Origin of the sequence: Arenibacter antarcticus, assembly GCF_041320605.1 — a bacterium.
GTDB lineage: Bacteria > Bacteroidota > Bacteroidia > Flavobacteriales > Flavobacteriaceae > Arenibacter > Arenibacter antarcticus.
In genome coordinates, this window is record NZ_CP166679.1 from 1,171,463 (window position 1) to 1,193,440 (window position 21,978).

General features: G+C 40.2%; 16 protein-coding genes. 5 read left to right on the plus strand and 11 right to left on the minus strand.

Annotated features, from left to right (window positions below; all coding sequences use genetic code 11):
- Positions 1–68: 68 nt before the first annotated feature.
- The 5 genes from KCTC52924_RS04930 to KCTC52924_RS04950 all read left to right on the plus strand — a co-directional run bounded on the left by KCTC52924_RS04930 (position 69) and on the right by KCTC52924_RS04950 (position 6,731).
- Positions 69–1,589 carry a sodium:solute symporter family transporter gene (locus KCTC52924_RS04930; protein WP_251806890.1) on the plus strand — a complete coding sequence of 507 codons (1,521 nt, stop codon included), beginning with the start codon at positions 69–71 and terminating at the stop codon, positions 1,587–1,589.
- Between the two features lie 49 nt (positions 1,590–1,638).
- Entirely contained in the window at positions 1,639–3,207 is a 1,569-nt protein-coding gene (locus tag KCTC52924_RS04935; RefSeq protein ID WP_251806889.1) for an FAD-dependent oxidoreductase, read from the plus strand.
- Between the two features lie 38 nt (positions 3,208–3,245).
- Positions 3,246–3,794, plus strand: coding sequence for a dihydrodipicolinate synthase family protein (locus KCTC52924_RS04940; protein ID WP_251806888.1), 549 nt, complete (start codon positions 3,246–3,248; stop codon positions 3,792–3,794).
- A gap of 252 nt (positions 3,795–4,046) precedes the next feature.
- On the plus strand, positions 4,047–5,546 hold the full coding sequence (locus tag KCTC52924_RS04945; RefSeq protein WP_251806887.1) for a sodium:solute symporter: 1,500 nt from the start codon (positions 4,047–4,049) through the stop codon (positions 5,544–5,546).
- A gap of 168 nt (positions 5,547–5,714) precedes the next feature.
- A complete protein-coding gene (locus KCTC52924_RS04950; protein WP_251806886.1) occupies positions 5,715–6,731 on the plus strand; it encodes a LacI family DNA-binding transcriptional regulator in 1,017 nt (338 codons plus the stop codon).
- Positions 6,732–6,870: 139 nt separating this feature from the next.
- Here the strand turns inward: KCTC52924_RS04950 and KCTC52924_RS04955 are convergent, their stop codons facing one another.
- The 11 genes from KCTC52924_RS04955 to KCTC52924_RS05005 are packed head-to-tail and all read right to left on the minus strand — an operon-like array spanning position 6,871 to position 21,903.
- On the minus strand, positions 6,871–8,031 hold the full coding sequence (locus tag KCTC52924_RS04955) for an alpha-hydroxy acid oxidase (RefSeq protein ID WP_251806885.1): 1,161 nt from the start codon (positions 8,029–8,031) through the stop codon (positions 6,871–6,873).
- A gap of 47 nt (positions 8,032–8,078) precedes the next feature.
- Entirely contained in the window at positions 8,079–8,408 is a 330-nt protein-coding gene (locus tag KCTC52924_RS04960) for an L-rhamnose mutarotase (protein ID WP_251806884.1), read from the minus strand.
- A 55-nt stretch (positions 8,409–8,463) separates the two neighbouring features.
- Positions 8,464–9,777 carry an L-fucose:H+ symporter permease gene (gene fucP / locus KCTC52924_RS04965; protein ID WP_251806883.1) on the minus strand — a complete coding sequence of 438 codons (1,314 nt, stop codon included), beginning with the start codon at positions 9,775–9,777 and terminating at the stop codon, positions 8,464–8,466.
- A 55-nt stretch (positions 9,778–9,832) separates the two neighbouring features.
- Positions 9,833–10,615 (minus strand): SDR family oxidoreductase, encoded by a 783-nt coding sequence (locus tag KCTC52924_RS04970; protein WP_251806882.1) that lies wholly within the window; start codon positions 10,613–10,615, stop codon positions 9,833–9,835.
- A 33-nt stretch (positions 10,616–10,648) separates the two neighbouring features.
- Positions 10,649–12,199, minus strand: coding sequence for a sulfatase (locus KCTC52924_RS04975; protein WP_251806881.1), 1,551 nt, complete (start codon positions 12,197–12,199; stop codon positions 10,649–10,651).
- Between the two features lie 15 nt (positions 12,200–12,214).
- Positions 12,215–13,129 carry an alkaline phosphatase gene (locus KCTC52924_RS04980; protein WP_251806880.1) on the minus strand — a complete coding sequence of 305 codons (915 nt, stop codon included), beginning with the start codon at positions 13,127–13,129 and terminating at the stop codon, positions 12,215–12,217.
- 25 nt (positions 13,130–13,154) lie between these two features.
- A complete protein-coding gene (locus tag KCTC52924_RS04985) occupies positions 13,155–14,495 on the minus strand; it encodes an alpha-L-fucosidase (RefSeq protein ID WP_251806879.1) in 1,341 nt (446 codons plus the stop codon).
- A gap of 32 nt (positions 14,496–14,527) precedes the next feature.
- Positions 14,528–16,891 (minus strand): glycosyl hydrolase family 95 catalytic domain-containing protein, encoded by a 2,364-nt coding sequence (locus KCTC52924_RS04990; protein WP_251806878.1) that lies wholly within the window; start codon positions 16,889–16,891, stop codon positions 14,528–14,530.
- 13 nt (positions 16,892–16,904) lie between these two features.
- A complete protein-coding gene (locus KCTC52924_RS04995) occupies positions 16,905–18,299 on the minus strand; it encodes a sialate O-acetylesterase (protein ID WP_251806877.1) in 1,395 nt (464 codons plus the stop codon).
- Positions 18,296–20,443, minus strand: coding sequence for a GDSL-type esterase/lipase family protein (locus KCTC52924_RS05000; RefSeq protein ID WP_251806876.1), 2,148 nt, complete (start codon positions 20,441–20,443; stop codon positions 18,296–18,298). The genes KCTC52924_RS04995 and KCTC52924_RS05000 overlap by 4 nt, the downstream gene beginning before the upstream one ends.
- Positions 20,443–21,903, minus strand: a complete 1,461-nt coding sequence (locus KCTC52924_RS05005) for a sulfatase-like hydrolase/transferase (RefSeq protein ID WP_251806875.1) — start codon at positions 21,901–21,903, stop codon at positions 20,443–20,445. Before KCTC52924_RS05005 ends, KCTC52924_RS05000 begins: the two co-directional genes overlap by 1 nt.
- Positions 21,904–21,978 lie beyond the last annotated feature (75 nt).

Genomic DNA, 21,978 nt, shown 5'->3' on the forward strand with positions numbered 1-21,978 from the left:
AACACCTCCTTCTTGTTTCTTACTTCAAACATTCTACGACACAGCTGCAGGGCCAAAACAACTAATTAATGGACGTCTCTATACGAACCGCCGATATTATTACGATTCTCGTCTATCTACTGGGGCTCCTGGGGGTTGGTATTTATTTTTCAAAAAGAAACAAGACCACAGAGGATTATTTTTTAGGAAGCAGATCCTTCTCAGGATGGGTTTTAGGGCTTTCTATGCTTGGAACAATTGTTAGTTCAGCTACTTTTTTGGCCCTTCCCGCTGCGGCCTACATATTGGATTGGCGACAGCTAACCATAAGTTTAGCGGTACCTTTTATTACCGTACTTGCCGTTTTAATATTTATCCCTTTTTTTCGCCGAGGAAAACTCATTTCTGCCTTTGAGTACTTAGGGGACAGATATGGCAAGGTCCCTAGAATCTATGGCACGGTAAGTTTTATTATCCTACAACTCATAAGAATGGCTCAGATTTTATTTTTAGTGTCGCTGGTCATTCAATTTTTAACAGGAGCTCCCATCAGCTTAGTAATAATAGGAACAGGAATCTTCATAGGGATTTATACTATTATGGGAGGTTTCGAAGCTGTTATTTGGACTGATGTTTTACAGTCAATAATATTAATTGTGGGAGGGATCCTTTGTTGTATATGGGTGGTCGTGGATCTTCCCGGAGGGTTAGGACAGATTTTCGAGGTCGGTTCGGCCAATAATAAATTTAGTTTGGGCGAAATGAACTTCGATTTGGGTAAACGTACATTTTACACCGTAGCAATTTTAGGGGTTATCAATTGGTTGGGCATCTATGCCGGGGATCAAAATATGGTACAACGCTATGCATCGGCTAAATCTACCCGCGAGGCCAAAAAAGCAACCATAGTGTATTCAGCAATTGCGGTTCCAATGTGGATTATGTTCTTTTTTATAGGCACGGCTCTTTTCGTGTACTATGAGGAATTTCCTAATACAGTAATAAACAGCCTCGAAGCAGACCAGATCCTTCCCTATTTTATACTATCTGAGATTCCTCCTGTAATTACAGGGATAGTTATTTCGGCTGTTATTGCCGCCGGGATGAGTACGATGGATTCTGGCATAAACTCGATCTCAACAGTAACAGTGATCGATTTGATGAAACCTTGGTTGAACAAAGGGAAATCTGATAGCTTCTACTTGAAATCGGCTCATATAATCGCCTGTATGGTAACGATCATAGTCATTAGTGGAGCCATTGTATTCAGCATTATGGAAAAAGAAAGTATGAATGATATTAGTTTGATGGTCGCTAGCATATTTGGGGGATGTCTTATGGCTCTGTTTATAATGGGGTTTTTCACCAAACGTATTGATGGTTTTTCTGCCACCGTTGCCTTAGGTGTCGCGGTATCCTTAAATATCTACCTTGGACTTGGGGTTCTTGAAGTTTTGCCCGATTCAATTACCATCCCCATACATAGTTATTGGGTAGGCGCTATGGTCAATGGCACATTCATGATCGTTGCCTATGGAATCAGCTCCTTTAGAAAAAACACTTATAATGATTTATCAGGTCTTACTGTTTGGACAATGAAGAAAAATTAATAAAGAGGAAAAGCTTACCGAATTATTCATGTAGAAAATTAAAATGGAAATGACATTACAACAAGAAAATAAATTTGAAATAATAATAATGGGGGGAACCCCAGGAGGTATTGCCACGGCAATAACTGCTGCACGCTTAGGACACAAAGTCGCACTAATAGAGCCACATAACCACATAGGAGGTATGACTACCAGCGGTTTGGGCAAAAGCGATGTTGAACAAAAGGAATTTATAGGAGGCCTATTTAAAGAATTTACTAAAAAAGTTTTTGAATTTTATAAAGATAAATACGGCCCAAACTCCAATGATGTTAAGCTTTGCCGTGAAGGGTATTATTTTGAACCCTCTGTTGCGGAGTACATACTAATGGAAATGTTAAAGGAAACAGGCAAAATAACAATTTTCAAGGGGCATTTACTTAAAGAAACCTTAGTTGAGGGAAACAAACTAACAGGCATTATTATTTTACGAAAATCTACAAAAGAACTAAGGCAGTTGGCTGGAACTATTTTTATCGATGCCACATACGAGGGCGATCTTTATGCTGCAGCTGGCGCTGAATACTCCCTAGGACGGGAAGGCAAGGACGAATATAATGAGCCGCATGCGGGAGTAATTTATTTTGATTACGATAAAGGGGTTTTTCTTCCGGGTAGTACGGGTGCTGCAGATGATGGTTTGCCGGCGTATACTTACCGTTATTGCATGACCACTGACATCCATAACAGTAGGATTTTGGAAAAAGAACCTGATAATTACAACCGTAGTATATATACCCCCTATTTTGACGATCTTAAATCGGGAAGGTTAAGTGCCCCATCAACTTTCCATGAAGGTTGGGGCTACTATCCCGAACATTTTGATACTATGGTTAGGGCCTTGTCAGTAACCGATCTTCCAAATTCAAAAGTTGATGGCAACACTAACCCTAGACCATTGGCCTTTCCCTTTCCTGAAGAAAACAAAGGCTATATAGAAGGAAGTATGGAAACGCGAAATCGCATTTGCAATCGCCATAAGGATATTGCCTTAGGCCTAATTTGGTTCCTACAAAACGATACCGAAATACCTGAGGAACACAGAAAAATGGCTAGAAAGTACAATCTCCCATTAGATGAATTTACCGACAATAAAAATTTTCCTTTTCAACTATATATAAGGGAAGGTCGCAGGTTAAAGGGAGAATATACTATCACTGAACACGATGTGGCAGTTACGGAAAGTACACCAGACTTTTTTTCCCACCACGATACTATTGCCATGGGGGAATTTCCAATAGATAGTTTTCCCGTACATAAAATACCCAGTAAAGACAATATTGTTCTTGAGGGGTATTTGGGTATGCTAGCCCATTTAACCCAACCTTATGAAATTCCGTATCGAGCCATGATTCCTAAAAAGATAGACGGCTTAATTGTTCCGGTTGCCTTATCCGCAACACATGTAGCATTCTGTTCCATTAGAATGGAGCCTACTTGGATGTCTCTAGGACAAGCAGCAGGAGTAGCTGCCCATGTATGCCTCAAAAACAGTGATATTCCAAGAAATGTGAACATTTCTGAAGTTAGGGATATTCTGAAAAAACAAGGTCAGGTATTAAAAAATAAATTGACATGATCAGATAGCCAAATAAACTTTATCTTAAAAAAATCAAAATGGCACAAAAACTAAAAGCAATTATTCCACCCTTATTGACCCCTTTAACCGATGGTTTCAATTTGGATGTATCAGCCGTGAACAGACTAATTGAGCATTTAATCCTCGGTGGAGTGCATGGTGTATTCATCTTGGGAACTACTGGCGAGGCCACAGGCCTAAGGTATGATGTAAGACAGGAAATGATAAAGGAAACTGTACTCATGGGTGGCGATGGAGGTGTAAATGGTGGAGCCAACTTGTTTCCACGATTATACGTTGCACTGTACCAAGCTTCATTGGACAGGGATTTTCAAAGAATGGAACAGTTGCAGAAGCAAGTTATGGAAGTAGCAAGAATGCTTTACAATATTGGTAAATATGGATCTAGCTATCTAAAAGGATTGAAAGGAGCAGCTTCGCTTTTAGGTTTGTGTAGTCCATATCTTGCCCCTCCCTTTAAACAGTTCAAGGAATTGGAAATGGAAGTGATCTCTAATAATTTGAAAGAAATTCAATCCAATATAGAGAAATTAGGGCTGTCTGGTCACACTCAGAAGTATATTTAGAATTATCAAATACAGATATAAAAAAAACTAAACCACATCCTTATTAAAATAAACCCACTTTCTTTTGATATTGTGAAATAATTAATTACTATTGCTTAATCGATAAAGCAATTAGTGCTGCATAACTTTCATCCATTATTAAATGGTTTTGACGCCATATTAAAATAAAGGATTTTACCATTACACAACACTTAAGTACGCTGAATATCCTACTTTTAAAAATTAAACCAAATACCTAAATAACCAATTATAATGAACAGTTTAGATTTAATCGTATTCTTCGTTTACATAGCGGGAATAGCCCTTTTCGGTGGCTCGTTTTTTAAAAAGAGTAGAACTTCTTCGTCCTATACTATGGGCAATAAAGACATCCCTGGATGGGTAGTGACCATGTCTATTTTTGCCACCTTCGTTAGTAGTATAAGTTACCTTGCCCTGCCAGGGAATGCCTATCTATCTAACTGGAATGCCTTGGCTTTTAGCCTTTCCCTTCCCATTGCCTCCTTAATTGCAGTCAAGTATTTTGTGCCGTTGTACAGGAAAATCAACAGTCCTTCTGCCTACACCTATATGGAGCAACGTTTTGGCGCTTGGGCGCGCATCTATGTGTCCCTTTGCTACCTGCTGACACAGCTAATGCGAATCGGGACCATTTTATATCTCTTGGCCCTTACGCTAAATGCTATTGTAGGATGGGATATGATTACCATAATAATTTTTACGGGTTTGGTAGTTTCTATATATTCTATGTTAGGGGGAATCACTGCGGTATTATGGACTGATGCCATTCAGGGAATTATATTAATTGTCGGGGCCTTGGTCTGTGTTGGATTTATTCTTTTTAACATGCCCGAAGGGCCAGGTCAAGTATTCGCCATTGCTGCGGAGAATGATAAATTTGGACTGGGAAGTTTCAGCCTTAGCTTATCCGAACCCACCTTCTGGGTAGTATTGATTTACGGAGTATTCATCAACCTTCAAAATTATGGTATAGACCAGAATTATGTACAGCGGTATATGGCCTCGAAATCTGATAAGGAAGCTCAAAAATCAGCATTGATTGGGGGATTAATCTACCTCCCCATTTCCGCCATATTTCTTTTTATTGGCACTTCGCTTTTCGCCTATTACAGTTCCGCCGACACCCTTCCCGTAGCCCTGCAGGATATAAACAAAAGTGACAGTGTATTTCCCTACTTTATCGTTAACGCCCTACCGGCAGGGCTTACGGGACTTATGATCGCCTCTATCTTTGCGGCGGGAATGAGCACCATATCAACGAGTTTTAATAGTTCGGCTACCGTATTTCTTACCGACTATTATAATAAGTATTTTAAAAAGACCGCATCGGACAAAGAAGGAATGCGAGTTCTTTATATTTCATCAGCTATCATAAGTGTTATTGGAATCGTTATTGCCATTGCCATGATAAACGTAAAAAGTGCTCTTGATGCCTGGTGGAAACTTTCCTCCATATTTAGCGGAGGCATGTTGGGACTATTACTATTAGGACTTTTCTCTAAAACTAAAAATATTAAAGGAGCACTCGTTGGAGTACTCGTAGGCCTATTAATTATTATCTGGATGAGCCTTTCCAGCACGCTTTTTGGTGAAGATTCCCTTGGTGCTTCATTCCATACGTATCTGACCATTGTATTTGGAACGACAGCCATATTCCTAGTGGGTTTCCTTATATCCATAATCAACAAAAAAACCGATGAAATCTATGATCCTGAAGATGGAACATCATGATACGATTTTGTATCCACATTCATAAACCATGTTAACAATGAATCTTAGTTAGAATTTTGTAATTTTAACAATTATAAAATATCTGCTTTAAAACCATTAACTTACAGAATACTACTAAGTTACATTTGCAGATTTATATTAAATCATTAATTTGAATCTAAGAATAACATGAAACCTAAAACATCATTAAAGGATATCGCAAAAGTTGTGGGGGTTTCCATACCCTTGGTTTCGTATGTTCTAAGCAACAAAGGGAAAGAGAATAGGGTATCAGAAAAAACTGCCAAGAAGATAAGGCAGGTGGCGAAGGAACTTAACTATCATCCCAACTGGAATGCAAGAAGCCTTAAAACCAATAAAACAAGATCTATTGGAGTTATTGTGGCAGATATTTCTAATCCCTTTTTCTCGCACTTGGCAAGAACTATTGAAGACGAGGCGTTTTCGCAGGATTATACGGTTATTTTTGGATCGTCGGACGAAAAGGTGGAGAAATTCAATAAGGTGTTAGATTTTCTTAAAATGAGACAGGTCGATGGGTTTATTATAGCGGCACCAGAGGGGTCAAAAGATATTATTGCTGAACTTACCAATGCGGATACCCCCTTTGTGTTGATTGATAGGTTCTTTAATGATCTAAATACCAATTTTGTTACGGTAGACAATTTTAAGGCCTCCATGCAGGCAACCAATTATTTATTGGAAAAAGGAAACAAAAAAATTGGAGCTATACTATATGAATCATCCTTACATCATTATCAAGAAAGACATCTAGGATACTTAGAGGCTCTTAAGCAAGCCGGATTGCCCGTGAATAGCGAATTCATAAAAAAGATTGATAATAGGTCTTTAAAAAAAGAAATGAAAAGGGTAGTACAAGAATTGGTCCAAGATGCTGGAGTAGACGCCATCTATTTCCATACCAATACCTTGGCAGAAGAAGGTTTAACACAAATGCTAGACTTGGACAGGAAAATACTAAAGAGGATTAATGTGGTGGTATTCGATCAAAATTCGTCCTATCGATTCCTGGAGGATCCCATACCCTATCTACATCAACCCATAAAAAAAATAGGTCAAAAGGCATTGCGAATCCTTATAGGGCAGATAGAGGACCCAAGCCAAGCCATTCAACAGATCTCCTTTGAAACCCGTCTAGAAACTAGCGCACTAAAATTAGAATAAAGTTGTTCAAAACTGAATTAGATAAGGTTTAATTCAATTTACCATTAAGCTAAGGATTGGGTCTATAATAGCCTGATTAGTGGATTTCAATAAAACACTCCACTAATCAGGCTTTAATTTATCTTGAAGGGTATCACTTTTAGATCAAGTGATTAGGGAAATCCCTTACATCTTCACAGCAAATCTGTTCCATTACCTGTTGCAATTCTGTTTTTAAAAGTGATATAGTATGATCTCCGCCCGCAGCACCCAAGGCTGCCACTCCGTACATAAAAGAGCGCCCAAGAAAAGTGAATTCTGCACCGCTGGCTAAAGTTCTGGCGATATCCGGACCACCTCTTAATCCACTATCCATCATCACCTTTATTTGGTCTCCGTATTTTTCAGCAATTCTGACCAAGGGCTTTATGGTAGACTCCCCGGCATCCAATTGCCTACCACCGTGATTAGAAACGATAATGCCGTCTAGTCCCAACTTAATGGCACTCTCGGCATCGGCCTCATTGGCGACACCTTTTATCACTAATTTCCCTTTCCACATATCGCGGATCGGCTTTATTTTTTCTTCGTTTAATCTACCCGTAAATGTTTGGTCCATAAATTTCCCCAACTGTGCCAAGTCTAGCCCCTTAGGCATATAGGGTCTTAAGGTCTCAAAATTAGGCTGACCATATTTTAGGGTATTCACGGCCCAACTAGGTTTTCCCAATACCTGAAGAATATTTTTTACGGACATTTTGGGTGGCATGGCCAAACCATTTCTAATATCGCGTGGCCTAAATCCGAAAGTAGGGACATCGGCCAAAATCACTAATACAGGGCATTCTGCAGCTTCTGCCCTTTTAATAATATCGTCCCTAACACTATCCTCCGTTGGATGGTACAATTGAAACCACGCCTTACCCTCGGTAATTTCACTTATCCGCTCTATACTACTAGTACTAACAGTACTCAATATAAAGGGAATATTATGCTCAAAGGCAGCTTTCGCCAAGATTTCTGGAGCATTGGGCCATATAAGTCCTTGTAGTCCTACAGGAGCAATGCCGAAAGGAGCATCGTAGGTATGCCCAAATAGCTCCGTTTTCATACTAGATCCGGTATGCTTACTTAAATAATAAGGCAAAAGCTCTACTTTCCTAATTTCGGAAGTGTTTTTATGCAAATTCACATCCTCGTTACAACCCCCGTCCAGATATTCAAAAGCAAATTTTGGAATCCTTTCTATTGCCCTATTTCTTAAATCGGTTACGGAAGGGTATTTGGTATTGATCTTTATCTCTTTCTTATTTTGCTGCATAACGCTTAAATCCTATGATGATTTGACTTATTCTACTCTAATTGATCTTACAATTGAAAAACCCGCTCCATGAGCATCCACTTTTCACCTGGTTCGGCAAAAGGCAATGCCTGTTGGTATTTCCACATTAATTCCTCCCACTTTTCATTTTCAGGGTACTTAGCATCGATTTTTGCCTTTTTTTCAAAGGAAAAGCTTTCATCGGCGTCGATAATCATGAACATACGATTCCTTACCCTATAAATTTCCATATCCTTTATCCCTGACTCCCTAAGGCTTTGAAGAATCTCTGGCCATACTTCCTTATGGTAATCGTCATATGCCTTAATCAACTCCGGGTCGTCTTTAAGATCCATGGCCAAACAAAATCTTTTCATATCTTTTATTTAAGAGGTTAAACCAATATTTAAGCAATCGCTAACTAATACTACTTTATGCAAGCTTTATTTCATACTTTTTAAATACGCGGAATCCGTACCAAGCAATGAAGACGAAACACATGAGTGGGAGGATAAAGGAAAAGTTAACCTCTGAAACTCCTGTAATTCTAATATCGTCCACTGCATTACCCCCTAAATCTATGATCATTCCCTGTAGTTTGGGCATTAATGCACCTCCTACAATAGCCATAACCAAGCCTGCTGCCCCTATTTTGGATTCTTCTTCATTAAGACCCGTAAGCGCTACTCCATATATAGTGGGAAACATAACAGACATAAACAAGGTAATTCCCACCAAACTGTACAAGCCTATTATACCATCTATATAAATAGCCCCGAGCGTACACAATGAAGCACAAATAGCAAAATACATCAGCAATTTCCCTGGACTTATAAATCGCAACATAAAGGTACCAATAGCCCTCCCCACTAAAAATAGTATAAATGCGAGTATCTGATAATTGGCAGCGTCCTCACTAGACATCCCAATAGCTTCCGCATATTGATAGATATAGGTCCAACACATAATTTGGGCCCCCACGTATAAAATCTGAGCTAACACTCCTAAAATATATTTTTTATTCTTGGCCAAACCGTCAAAAGTCTCTTTTAAACTGGGGATCCCTCCCTCCTCTTTGGCTTGGGGCATTTTGCTCACTAAGATTAGAAAAAATATGGCTAGGATTACCAACCCCAAAATTACATAGGGATCACGAATTGCCATAAGGTCCGAAGTACGGATCATCGCTTTTTTTGCCTCTGAGAGTGCGGAAAAATCATCGTAATCCACAGACTGAAGTTTTTTAAGCACAAATTGTTGCGCCGCCAACAACCCCAATAGAAGTCCGACTGGATTAAAAGCCTGGGCCAAATTTAAGCGTTGGGTAGCCGTCTCTGGTGCCCCCATTGCTAAAATATAAGGATTGGCAGTAGTTTCCAAAAATGCCAATCCAAAGGTGAGTATATACAATCCCAGACAAAAAAACCAAAACTGCTCGGTTATGGCTGCTGGGTAGAATAACAATGCCCCAACCGCATATAGTGCAAGCCCAATCAATACCCCCACTTTATACGAGTATTTACGAACAAAGAGGGCTGCTGGTAAGGCCATACAGAAATACCCTCCATAAAATGCCATTTGCACCCAAGCCGCTTGGGAATTGGAGAGCTCCAAAACTTTCTTAAAGGCTTGTACCATGGGATCGGTTACCGCATTGGCAAAACCCCAAAGGGCAAATAAGGAGGTAATTAAAATAAATGGAACAAGTGCCTTTTTAGATACTACTGGTGGTTTTTGGTCTTTCATTGGATTATTGATTGTTATATTGTTCTGCTGGTTTTTGAAATTAGTATTTCAAGATTTATGTTATTGATCGGTCTAAGTGGGTATAGCCCCCATCTACAAAGAGTAATTGCCCAGTAGTATGACTTGATCTTTTTGAAAGTAAAAAGGCAACGGTGCTAGCAATTTCCTCCGAGGTAGTCATTCTCCGTCCCAACGGAATTTTATCGGTAATGCCCTTTAATTTTTCTTCTGGATTGTCAAAAGAGTTGATCCATCGGTCGTATAATGGCGTATAGCATTCGGCAACGATAACCGCATTTACGCGAATATTAAAAGGAAGCAGTTCTACGGCCCATTCACGGGTTAAAGCATTACGCCCCCCGTTGGCAGCAGCATATCCCGATGTACCACCTTGGCCAGTAACCGAAGTCTTGGAGCCTATATTTACAATGGCACCCTGAGACTTCTTAAGTTCTGGCAGCACGTAATGGGCCATCATATAATAATGGGTAAGGCTACGGTTTATGGAGCGCAGAAAATCGTCATAATTCCCATTTTCCAAACTAACCCCATCATTTACACCCGCATTATTCACCAAACCATCTATCCTACCAAATTTTTCTATAGTACGTTCTACAGCCAGTTTACATTGTTCTGGGTCTGTAAGTTCTGCCAAGGCATAGTAGGCCTTGCCTCCACTTTTTTCAATGGCGTTAACCGCCTCCGAAACACTTTCCTTATCCCTTCCTATAATAACAGGAATTGCTCCCTCACTGGCGAGTAGCATACTGATTCCTTGACCAATACCCTTGGAACCACCTGTCACTATAATCACTTTATCTTTAAGATGTAAATCCATAAATTTTTTAATTTCGTAAAAAAATTATTACTACTAAATAACCTCATCAGGGTAGGGAATTTTCACCCCAGTATCTTTTCTAGATGGTATCTGCGCGTCTACTCTACGCAAATGATCAGACAATATTTTCGCCAATTCTTTAGCCTTTGCAGGATCTACCTCCACCAAATTTTTGGTTTCCCCAATATCGTTCTTTAAATTAAAAAGTTCCATCCTACTATCCAGGTAATAATAGATTAGTTTATAATCCCCAACTCGAGTAGTACTGGAAGCTCCTATTCCAGGACCAGAAGGCCCCCATTCATTGGGGTAATGCCAAAACAGAGGTCGAGCTTCTAAATTGTTATTATTATTTTCCAAAGTAGGCACAAAACTAAAGCCATCTACGGGCTGTACAGTTTTGTAGTTCTTTACTCCTGCCATTTCTAAAATGGTAGGATAAAAATCCTCTATGATGACTTGCCTATCGGTAACCGAGTTCGGCATAGTTCTCCCTGGCCATTTCACCAACATGGGCTCCCGAATCCCACCTTCATAGGCAGATCCCTTTCCGCTGTTAAGTGGTTTATTATGGGTATTTCTTTCTCCCCCTCTGGCATGGACACTTAATCCGCCATTATCTGACATAAAAAGGATAATGGTATTATCGGCTTGACCTTTATCCTCTAGAAAATCCATAATATCTCCCAAACTCTTATCCATTCCCTCAACCAAGGAAGCGTATTTTGCCTCAATAGAATCTAGCCCTTTGTCGTAGTATTTTTGCACAAATCGTTCATCCGCCATAATCGGAATATGCACCGCATAATGGGACATATTTAAAAAGAAAGACTGGTTTTTCTCAATTGCAGAATCCATAGCCTCCATGGCTTCCACAGTAATAGCCTCGGTAAGAAAAATATCTTTACCATGGTATTTTTCCAAGCCGGGAACTGCCCATACTTCCTTGCCTTTTTTTCCGTTGCCAAAATTCTCTGTACCCAAATAACTCTCTGGTGCACCCGCAGCGTGACCTGCAATATTCACATCAAAACCTAGATTTAGAGGATCCTCTCCAGGAGTACCAATAGCTCCTAAATGCGCCTTCCCTGCATGGATGGTAAAATAGCCCGCATCATGTAGTAATTGTGGCAGCGGAGTGGCATAAACCGCTTTATTAATTCCCTCTGTAGGACTCATTCCGTTTACGTTCCATTCTGGAAATTGCAGTGTTTTATGATTGGTTTCCATAGGCTGCAATTGATCTTTATGCAGTGTCCAATTGGTTACCCGATGTCTTGCTGCATTCATCCCCGTCATTAAACTAACCCGCGTTGGAGTACAGACCGCAGTAGCATAGGCTTGGGTGAATTTCATTCCCTCCTCTGCTAAACGCTCCATATTTGGGGTTTGGTACAGATCGTTGTAGGGGGTCCTCTCTGTCCAAAAAGGCACAGAGGTATCTTGCCACCCCATATCATCCACAAAAAACAGTACAATATTGGGCTGGGTGGATGTCGATTCAGATTTATCAGTTGTCTTTTCCTTACAGCTTCCCAATAAGATCAGTCCAAATATGGCAATTATTTGTTTAGTGCTATTCATTTAAATCCATTGTTTTTAATTGCTAAAAGCCTCCAATACTGGTTTTCCTCTCCAGAAATCAGGCATCTTTAATCCAAGGGCATATGCAATAGTCGCTGCCGTATCATAGGTGACTATGCTGGAATTCAACTTTCCTTTGGCAAGAATATTTGTCCCATAAATTATCCATGGAATTTCTACCTCAGCTAATGTTTTTCCTCCGTGGCCTTTACCTATTCCACCGTGATCTGAGGTGAATATAATAATGGTATCATCCATCATCCCTGCCTTCTTTACAGATGCCAAAATCTCTCCTACCTGAGCATCTACCTTTTCTATTGCAGTATAATATTCGGGCGTTCCGTGCCCAATCTCATGACCTTCATTATCTGGATGGGTAAGATGTATAAACGTTAGGGTCGATTTATTTTCCAAATGAAAATCCATGGCTTTTTCAATCGTTTCCTCATCTGTCCTTCCATTAAAATCCAGATCTACCATGTCTTTTTCAAACAAATAGCCAATTCCGCCCCAAGTATAAGAAACTCCTTTTTTGGCAGATGGCATTTGTTCATCAACCAAACTAAATACGGTAGGATATATATTGCCCTTCCCTAAAATTCTGGAAGGTAATTCCGGCGTTTTACTTCCCCATTCCGTGTACCCGTGCAACTCTGGTCCTGACCCCATAATCATGGAAGCCCAGTTCACCGCGCTAGAAGACGGCAAAACCGATCTTGCCTGTAAGGAGTACGTTCCATCTGCCATCATCTTACGGAGATGTGGAAGTTTTGCATTTTCAAACGCATAGGCACCAAATCCATCCGAACCGATTAAAATAACGTGTTTTGCTAGAGGCTTTTGCGCTACTGCAGATTGACTGCTTTTACAGGATATTACAAGGACAGATAAAATAATACCTACTAATACGTTTTTAAGTAAATCTTTCATTGGTTCGATTATGATGTTATTAGTTTTAATTACTCTCTATTACCGCTCCGTCTTCACGGTAAAGATCCACTTTACCATCTAACAATAGGGCAAGTACGGTCATGTTCTCATCCAATACGTGTTCGGGCAGTTTAATGTATTTTATACCTGGATAATGACTCCAGTACACTTTCCCTAACACCTGATGTGATAATTTAGTGCCTTCACCCACTACCCAAATCCGATTGATATTATTTTTAAGTCCGCGCACCACAACTTCCCCGCCTGCATTACCTTTTACAAATAGATACAGTATGGTTTGATCCTTTGATAAAGTGGTTGGCCCATAAAAGTGTTCCTTAGGAATCCCCGAACGGGTACCGTATATGGCTTCTTTATGCTTATTGGTCCACCTCCCAAGTCCTTCTAAAATGGCAGCTTGTTCTTCTGGAATACTCCCATCCCCCTTTGGTCCAATATCAAGCAATAGGTTACCCCCATTACCAATTACGTCAGCAAAAATCCCAATAATTTGATCCGTAGTTTTATAATTGTGATCGTTCTTTTGAAAACCCCACGAATCGTTCATAGTAAGGCACAGTTCCCAATATTTATTCTCAGGTCTGGTAATGGGCATACCTTGTTCCGGAGTGGCATAATCCCCCTGATCCTTTAGTCTAGAATTAAGGATGGTATTTGGATTCCTATCTAAAAGCATTTGTCGCACTTTTGGCGCCTGCCATTCTTCGGAACTATGTTCCCAATCCCCATCAAACCAATATACATCAGGATTATAATTGTCTGAAAGTTCTTTTAGTTGCCCCTGATAGTATTTTAAGAATTTATCCCATCTTTTAGATTCATCCGCTATTTTGTAGCGCATGGAATCCTTGGTAAAGTGGGTATAATCGGCATAGGACCAGTCCGGAAGAGAATAATAAATACCCACCTTTAAATTATTTTTTCGCAGCTCCTTAACAAAGGGGGTGAGTACGTCTCGTTTTGCGGGGGTACTTTTAACCGAATTAAAATCCCCAAATTTAGTATCCCATAGTGCAAATCCTTCATGGTGCTTAGAGGTGATGACCGAATATTTGGCTCCGCTCCTTTTTATAAGATCTACCCAAGCGGTTGGATCATATTTCGTGGCCGTAAATCCCTTGGTTTGTTTTAGATAATCTTTGTGGGAGATATATCCATTAAAAAAGGACCATGATTCGTCTATCCCATTAACGGAGTATAGTCCCCAATGGATAAAAATCCCCAATTTGGCATCTTTAAACCACTGCATTTTTTCTTCATTTTGGGATACAGTATCCGATACTTGTTCTTGGGCAAAGTTTGAAGTGATGGTCAATAAGAAAATAGCAGTAATCAGTTTCTTCATTTGTATAGATATATAGTGTACCCAATAGGGGGTTAATCAATTATTTTCAGTGCTGAGTTCAACCAAATTTTCTGATCTTTTTCTAGGGCAATATTTGCATTGGTATTACCGTACACCAACTTTATCTCTGTTGTATTTTTGGATTTAAGACCCACTTTTTCCAAATTGCCATTCTTCCACTCCAAGTCGACTTCAATATTACCACGGGCCACTAAACCAGTTATCGATCCCGTATTCCAGTTTTGGGGCAATGCAGGCAGCAATCTTAAAAACCCTTCATGGGATTGTAACAGCAATTCTGCTACTGCGGCAGTATATCCAAAATTACCATCTATTTGAAATGGTGGATGCTCGTCAAATAAATTATCCGCAACGGAAATCTGCATAAATTTATTAATATTCACTTCTGCCGATGCAGCATCTAGCAATCGTGCATTGAAGTTAATCATCCAAGCCCTACTCCATCCCGTACCCGCACCACCGTGTTGCAGTCGGTAATCGATTGTTTTTTGAGCTGCTTCAAATGCCTCTTTATCCTTTGAGGTAATAGCTACACCAGGATGAAGTGCATAGAGGTGAGACATATGGCGGTGCCCTTTTTCCGGTTCCTCATATTCCTCGTTCCATTCCAAAATCCTACCATCTTTTCCAATCTTAACTCCTGGGTAGAGATCTTTTAATTTAGTTTTTACTTCTTTAATAAATTCGTCCTCTATTTGTAATACTTGCGCAGCTGCCAAGGTATTCTCAAAAGCTTCGGCTATAATTTGATGCCCCATAGCCGACCCCATAGCCATAGCAACCGACTTACCATCTGCCGCATAATAAGAATTCTCCGGTGAGGCTTCTGGATATGAAATCCAATTGTCATTTTCATCTTTCTGCAACCAGTCCAAATAAAACTCGCTTATCCCTTTTAAGAATGGATAGGCACGCTCTTGGAGAAACTCCTCATCCTCCGTAAATTTATAGTGTTCCCAATAATGTTGGGCAAGCCAGCCGCCACCGTGAATCCATGCACCCCAATAGGTTCTTTCTGCGCGCATCCATGCAGTTGCCCACAAATCAGATGCTTGGTGCATTACTGCTCCACGATCTATTCCGTATTGATCCTTAGCCGTAATTCTCCCCCTTTCCAACAAGCGATCTCCAAAATCGAACAAGGGCATATGAAGTTCTGAGAGATTGGTTACCTCGGCTGGCCAATAATTCATTTGTAAGTTAATATTAAGATGGTAATCGGCATTCCAAGGAGCCTCTAAATGATTGTTCCAAATACCTTGCAGGTTGGCAGGATTAGTCCCTGGCCTAGAAGACGATATCAGCAAATAACGACCATAGTGAAACAATTTAGCGGCTAAATCTGGATCATCTTTACCCTCTTTAATTCTTTGTAACCTTACATCTGTAGGTAGGGAATCTAGCTCCTTCCCCCCTAGGTCCAAAGTAACTCGGTTATACAGGGAGGTATAATCTTCACTATGCTTGTCCAGTAAGTTCGAAAATGTCTTCCCCTTCAAGCTATTCAGCGTTTCAATATTTTTTGCTTTATAATCGTCTGAATAAAAGGAAGTGTTGGCCACAAGGTAAATGGTAGCTTCTTTTACTCCTTTTAGGCTTAAAGTTCCATTTTTGGCGATTACCTTTCCTGTAGAATTTTCTACCTTCAGTCTAGTTTCAAATTTCACACCGTAATCGATCTCAATGGGTTGAGATTCTCTTTTCCCTCCGTATTGGGTCACCATTCCGAGCATACTTATCTCTGATTCTGAAGGATTTGAAGTGGTTACCGTTTTATGACCGTGATCTTCTGGACGATCTAATTTTAGGTCAAAATCCATTCCCTCAGCAGCAGTGGTACTCAACTGAATTACCATAACGTCATCTACATTGGAAGAAAATACTTTTTCTGAATATTCGGCTCCATTACTGGTATACTTCACTTCTACCAAGGCATTGTTTAGGTTTAAAGACCTCTTGTAGTTCTCTACCTTCTTATCCCCTTTAAAATCTATAAAAAGATCGCCCATAGTCTGGTGTGATCTTACCACTGTTTTAAAAGAAAACTTATCCATGTAGGTAGCATCCACTTCATGGGGTTTTCCCTCCCTCAACAATTTTCTAAAATGTTCTAGGTCCTCTGGAGTTCCTTTGGAGTCTCCCCAATCCGGACCTCCGGGCCACATAGAATCTTCATTAAGCTGAATGCGCTCATTCTGCGGATCCCCAAAAACCATTGCTCCCAATCTACCATTACCAACGGGTAAAGCCTCCATCCATTTGGCCGCTGGCTGTGCATACCATATCTCATTAGAAGGTAAAACCTTTTCCTGAGTCTGACAACAATAAAATGTTAACCCAACTAGTGTTAGAATAAGCGTCTTGATCTGATTCATTCCTTAATTAATTTTATTTTAATTCCCAATTGTCTGTTCTAAATGCGGATGCGGGTAATCCGGCCGAATTGTAAAAATTTGGTAATGCCCCGTTGGCAAAGGCAAATCTGATTGCTGTTGGCTCTTTAACTTTTGTGGATGTTACAATTATGGAACTACCTTTAATTTTAGCCCTTGCTGGATAAAACACTTTATCTTCCCCAGCGATATAAAATTCCTCCAATTCCTTCCCTTTTTTCTCCAATCCGTTTTCTGCAAAGTCAAAACTAAGTACAATTTTTTTCTTATTTATTTCCATCGACTTATAAACTGGACCAGAATACACTAGATCCTTATTCCCATAGGTCTTTGCCAAGGCCCAGCGTGCCAATCGGTTTCCTACGTCTTGTTTATTGGAGGGGTGGATGTTATCTAAATTCCCAATATCATTGGTGACCACCATACCCGTATTACCTACATTTTTCATGGTGTATAATTGGGCGTCACGTACATGGGCAGCATCTGTGGCATTGGGGTCATCATATTTAAATGGGGCTATCTGCACAAAATAAAAGGGGAGTTCCTTGCCCCATTCCGCTCTCCAAGATTTTATCATTAAAGGGAAAGATTTATAATATGATTTTGGATTAACTCTATTAGATTCCCCTTGGTACCATATAAATCCTGCTATATTGAATTTAGTAATCGGATGAATCATAGCATTATAAGCATAACCAGGTTTATTGGGCCACCAGGCAACCTCCCTTAGTTTACTTGCAGCTTCCCCCAATTCCTCATCTTCAGTAATCAGCTCTTTTTTCAACCAAACTTCTACTGGTGTGCCTCCCCAACTGGAATTTATTAATCCTACCGGAACCGATAATTTCTGGTGTAATTCCCTACCGAAAAAATACGCCACAGAACTAAATTTCTGCATGGTTTCAGGACTACATACCACCCATTTACCTCTTAATTGGTCTTGTGGGGTTTGGGATATTTTTTGAGCCACCTGAAAAAATCGAATCTCGGGATAATTGGCGTTATTTATTTCTTCCTCCGCGTTCTCTAATCCCTGATTGGGCGTCCATTGCATATTACTTTGGCCCGATCCCAACCAAACTTCTCCGATTAAAACATTGCTTATCTCCAACTTTTCATGGCCTTCCACTATAACCGTATAAGTGCCTCCGGCTTTGGGAGTTGGTAATTGAATGGTCCAAACTCCTTGATGGGCTTTAGTGGTTATCTTTTCATTGTTCCAAGTGCCATATACCGTTATCTCCTCACTGGTAGCCGTAGTCCAGCCCCAAATAGTGACGTCGGAATTCTGTTGCAGCACCATATTGTCTGAAAGAATGGAAGGAAGCCATATTTCCGCATAGGAATTGGCCATAGATAGTAATGTAAATAATACTAGTAGTTTTTTCATGGCTTTCTTATTTGATTGTTATGTAGACTATTATTGCGAATAAACTCGCCCAAAACTTTATATCCTTCCGGCAGTAAATGAATCCCGTCATTTGAATAATAGGCTGTTTTTAAAAAGCCCTTATCATCCGAAAACTCGTTGACCACATTGTAATAGAATACATTTCTTTGATCTCCAAGGTTCTTGATGAGGGAATGAATTTTATTGTATTTTTCCCTTCTATCGGTAGTTGGATCCAAGCCTGTAGGCAATGGACCGAACAGCATTATTTTTGTGGCCGGTGAAAATTTTTCTTGAATGGCTTTTACTGCTTCTCTAATTCCAGCGGCTATTTCAGAAGCGGTATTATTCCCAAAATTATTAACTCCGATCGCCAGTACTATCATCTTCGGATTTGCAGCTTCATAATTCCAATTTTTAATCCGGTATAAAACATGCTGGGTTCGGTCTCCGGAAATCCCTGCACCGATCCAGTTTAAATCCTTAAAATAAAGTTCTGCAGCTTCTTTTCCTGGGGCATGGGTAACATTGGGCCTATTCCCTCCCCACCCTTGGGTAATGGAATTGCCAATTAACAGTAAATCAATTTCTTTTGAAGCTTGGCACAGGGAATCAATATCGTTCGCTTGTGCCCACCAATCTTTTCCTTCTATCCAGCCTGCGGCCGATCTATATTCTGGCGAAGGGGCCGGTATTACGGCAAAATTCACTTTTTGATTCGTTGCTCTAAGGATAAAGTCGACTATCGGGCTGGGGTTCTCCAAACTATGTGGATGATGCCCAATCCCTTCCTTATAAATCACTTCTATTGCGCCCCCATGTGCTTTGATGCCTTCTTCAAATAGCTTTGTATTTTCTGCAATGGGAACCACCTCATCGGCGGCACCACATACATGCAACATTGGATAACCTCCCTTTGCAATGGATTTTATCTTATAAATAGGATCACCTTTAAAATTAGCGATATCCCTATCACTTTTTAGGGCATACACTTTTTTAAATGCTTCCCAATCAGAGAGACTTCCCTTTCCATTTTCCAATCCACCAGGCCAACTCTTTCCATTAAGAACAGGAGCATCGGCATATACCGCCGCTATTTTTCCAGGATTCTTCTCCGCCCAATTATAAACAATCAATCCACCTCTACTCATACCCTCCAACACTACTTTTTTGGAAAGTCCCGCGTGAGTCATTAACTCATAAAATACATCCCAACGTTTAACCGCTTCGGGACCTCCAAACAAATTGGCAACATCACAGTAAGCAATATGGAAACCCCTTTCCAATAAAGCAATATCCGTTTGAGATTCATGCCCCCAGAATCGTGCTCGCAACACCCAAGGCCTACCAGCGGCAATTATTTTAGGTTCTACCACTTTAGAAGGGATTCCGTTAAATTCAAAATTGGTTTGCCGGTATCCGTAAAAATTTTCGGTTTCCTTAATTTTTATATCGTCGGATTCAAAAATATTTATGGTACTACTTTCTTGAAACATCACAGTTTCATAAAGTCGGTTTGCGATAACCGTCGCCCCTAATGATGAAGGGTGCACGTTATCTGGCAATAATTCTGGCTGATCTATAAAAAGTTGATACAGATCCAATACCTCGGAAGCGGTCTTATAGGCAACCGAACGGGCTTTGGGAATAATTTCATCTTTTAATATCGGATTCCAAATATTGGTAGTATCCGAAGTAAAAGCAGGTAAGGGCAATAATATTACTATCCTGACCTTATCATTTACTGCTTTAAAACTTGCGATCAAATCGGTATAATCCGATTCATATTCCTCCAAATAAACTCTATTTTGAAGCTTACTATCGTTAGTCCCCAATTTTATAAAAACGATATCGGGTTCAAATTCCAATGCATTGGAATAAGCCTCTGTTTCCCAGTAGGGTCTATCTCCCTTTTTTAAAAGGGTCCTTCCGCTGACCCCAAAATTCCGAACCTCGTAGGAATCACCCAGCAATTCCTGTAATTGGGCGGGATAGGAATTCTTTTCCCTATTGACTACCTTGGAGCCATAGGTGATGCTATTACCCACGGTGGCAATTTTAATAGGTTCCTGAAACGTCGCCCAAGAAGCCTCCACCACTAAGAAAAAACATAAAACCAATAATACTAGTTTGTTTTTTTCCATTACATCAAATTATAAATAGGCTTTAGATCGAGCTTATCGCCCATCGTTTGCTGCAAAAGCATTAGTTCTTCAAAAAGAAGCTTTATTCTGACTTTGTTTTCAGGTGCCTCCGCTATATCCTCTAATTCCTCAGGATCAGCCACCAGATCATATAACCGTAACACTTCAAATTTTGGATAAACAATTAGCTTATATCCGTCCTTCCTGATCATTCGCTGAGAACCTTTCTCATAGGTACCGTAAATAGCATTATAATTTCCCTGTGCTTCCGATGCTCTAATCAAATTCATCAGGCTATTAAATTCCACATAATCGGGCTTCTCCACCCCTCCCAAATCGAGCGCTGTTGCCATCACATCTTGTACATATACATCGGTGGCCACTTTTTTCCCTTTTGGAATATCTGGCCCAATAACCATTAAGGGTACCCGAATACTATGATCGTACATGCTCTGCTTCCCCATAAGTCCATGCTCTCCTACGGCCAGACCGTGGTCCGAAGTGTAGATGATATAGGTATTATCCATTTGGCCATTTTTTTCCAAGGCTTCCAGAATATCCTTTAATTGATCGTCTAAATGAGAAGTAATGGCGTAGTATTCTTGTCGGTTTACTTTTACCGAGTATTCTGTCCTAGGAAAGGGAGCTAACTTTTCATCCCGCAAAGTTGGTCCGGCTCCCATGGTTTCTGCATACGGATATTGAGGTAGAAAACTATTGGGAACAGAAATACTATCTAGATTGTACATGTCCACATATTCTTTTGGCGATTGTCTTGGATCGTGTGGCGCATTGAAGGCTACATACATGAAGAATGGATTCTTTCTATTGGCGGCACTATCCAAAAATGCTACGGCATCGTCCTTTACCAGTTCGCTCCAGTGCTTACCGCCTTTCCAGTATCCGCCAAACTCTTTTTTCCATGGCTTCCAAACGGTATCATGGACATTTAGGGGCCTATTGTATCCTTCGGGCGTATCAAAGGGCATTCCCCTGAGCACATGCCCTACATGGTTAAAAATATCTTTTGGTTTTGCTTGTACATGCCATTTTCCGGTCATATAAGTATCATAACCAGAAGTCTGCATTAGCTTTGGCCATGTTTTGTCAGTTTCCTTATCCTTGGCATATTGATCGGAAATTTCTTGTGCCCTCCAAATAGAGCGACCACTAATGATCATCGCCCTAGAAGCAACACAAATGGCTCCGTTCCAACCCCCCATATTATACGCGTGTGTAAAAGTGGTGCCCTCCCTTACCAACTTATCCATAGTCGGAGTTTTCACCTCTTTATTCCCAAGAGCATGCACATCCTTAAAACTCTGGTCGTCCGAAAATAGAAAAATGATATTCGGTTTTTTCTGTTCCTCCAATTCTGCGGTCCCCTCTTTCTTCTCAACCGGTTTGCAGGTGGAAAAGAGGGCTCCCAGAATCAGTAGAGAAAATATATTCTTTCTCATTTTACATGGAGTTTGTACGAATGCTTTATTTATTATAGGTCGATTTGGATTTACTATAGATAAATTGCCCTCATA

Bases quoted from the DNA above. Each gene is read 5' to 3' on its own strand.
- KCTC52924_RS04930 (WP_251806890.1), top strand. From the start codon at position 69: ATGGACGTCTCTATACGAACCGCCGATATTATTACGATTCTCGTCTAT.
- KCTC52924_RS04935 (WP_251806889.1), top strand. From the start codon at position 1,639: ATGACATTACAACAAGAAAATAAATTTGAAATAATAATAATGGGGGGA.
- KCTC52924_RS04940 (WP_251806888.1), top strand. From the start codon at position 3,246: ATGGCACAAAAACTAAAAGCAATTATTCCACCCTTATTGACCCCTTTA.
- KCTC52924_RS04945 (WP_251806887.1), top strand. From the start codon at position 4,047: ATGAACAGTTTAGATTTAATCGTATTCTTCGTTTACATAGCGGGAATA.
- KCTC52924_RS04950 (WP_251806886.1), top strand. From the start codon at position 5,715: ATGAAACCTAAAACATCATTAAAGGATATCGCAAAAGTTGTGGGGGTT.
- KCTC52924_RS04955 (WP_251806885.1), bottom strand. From the start codon at position 8,031: ATGCAGCAAAATAAGAAAGAGATAAAGATCAATACCAAATACCCTTCC.
- KCTC52924_RS04960 (WP_251806884.1), bottom strand. From the start codon at position 8,408: ATGAAAAGATTTTGTTTGGCCATGGATCTTAAAGACGACCCGGAGTTG.
- fucP (WP_251806883.1), bottom strand. From the start codon at position 9,777: ATGAAAGACCAAAAACCACCAGTAGTATCTAAAAAGGCACTTGTTCCA.
- KCTC52924_RS04970 (WP_251806882.1), bottom strand. From the start codon at position 10,615: ATGGATTTACATCTTAAAGATAAAGTGATTATAGTGACAGGTGGTTCC.
- KCTC52924_RS04975 (WP_251806881.1), bottom strand. From the start codon at position 12,199: ATGAATAGCACTAAACAAATAATTGCCATATTTGGACTGATCTTATTG.
- KCTC52924_RS04980 (WP_251806880.1), bottom strand. From the start codon at position 13,129: ATGAAAGATTTACTTAAAAACGTATTAGTAGGTATTATTTTATCTGTC.
- KCTC52924_RS04985 (WP_251806879.1), bottom strand. From the start codon at position 14,495: ATGAAGAAACTGATTACTGCTATTTTCTTATTGACCATCACTTCAAAC.
- KCTC52924_RS04990 (WP_251806878.1), bottom strand. From the start codon at position 16,891: ATGAATCAGATCAAGACGCTTATTCTAACACTAGTTGGGTTAACATTT.
- KCTC52924_RS04995 (WP_251806877.1), bottom strand. From the start codon at position 18,299: ATGAAAAAACTACTAGTATTATTTACATTACTATCTATGGCCAATTCC.
- KCTC52924_RS05000 (WP_251806876.1), bottom strand. From the start codon at position 20,443: ATGGAAAAAAACAAACTAGTATTATTGGTTTTATGTTTTTTCTTAGTG.
- KCTC52924_RS05005 (WP_251806875.1), bottom strand. From the start codon at position 21,903: ATGAGAAAGAATATATTTTCTCTACTGATTCTGGGAGCCCTCTTTTCC.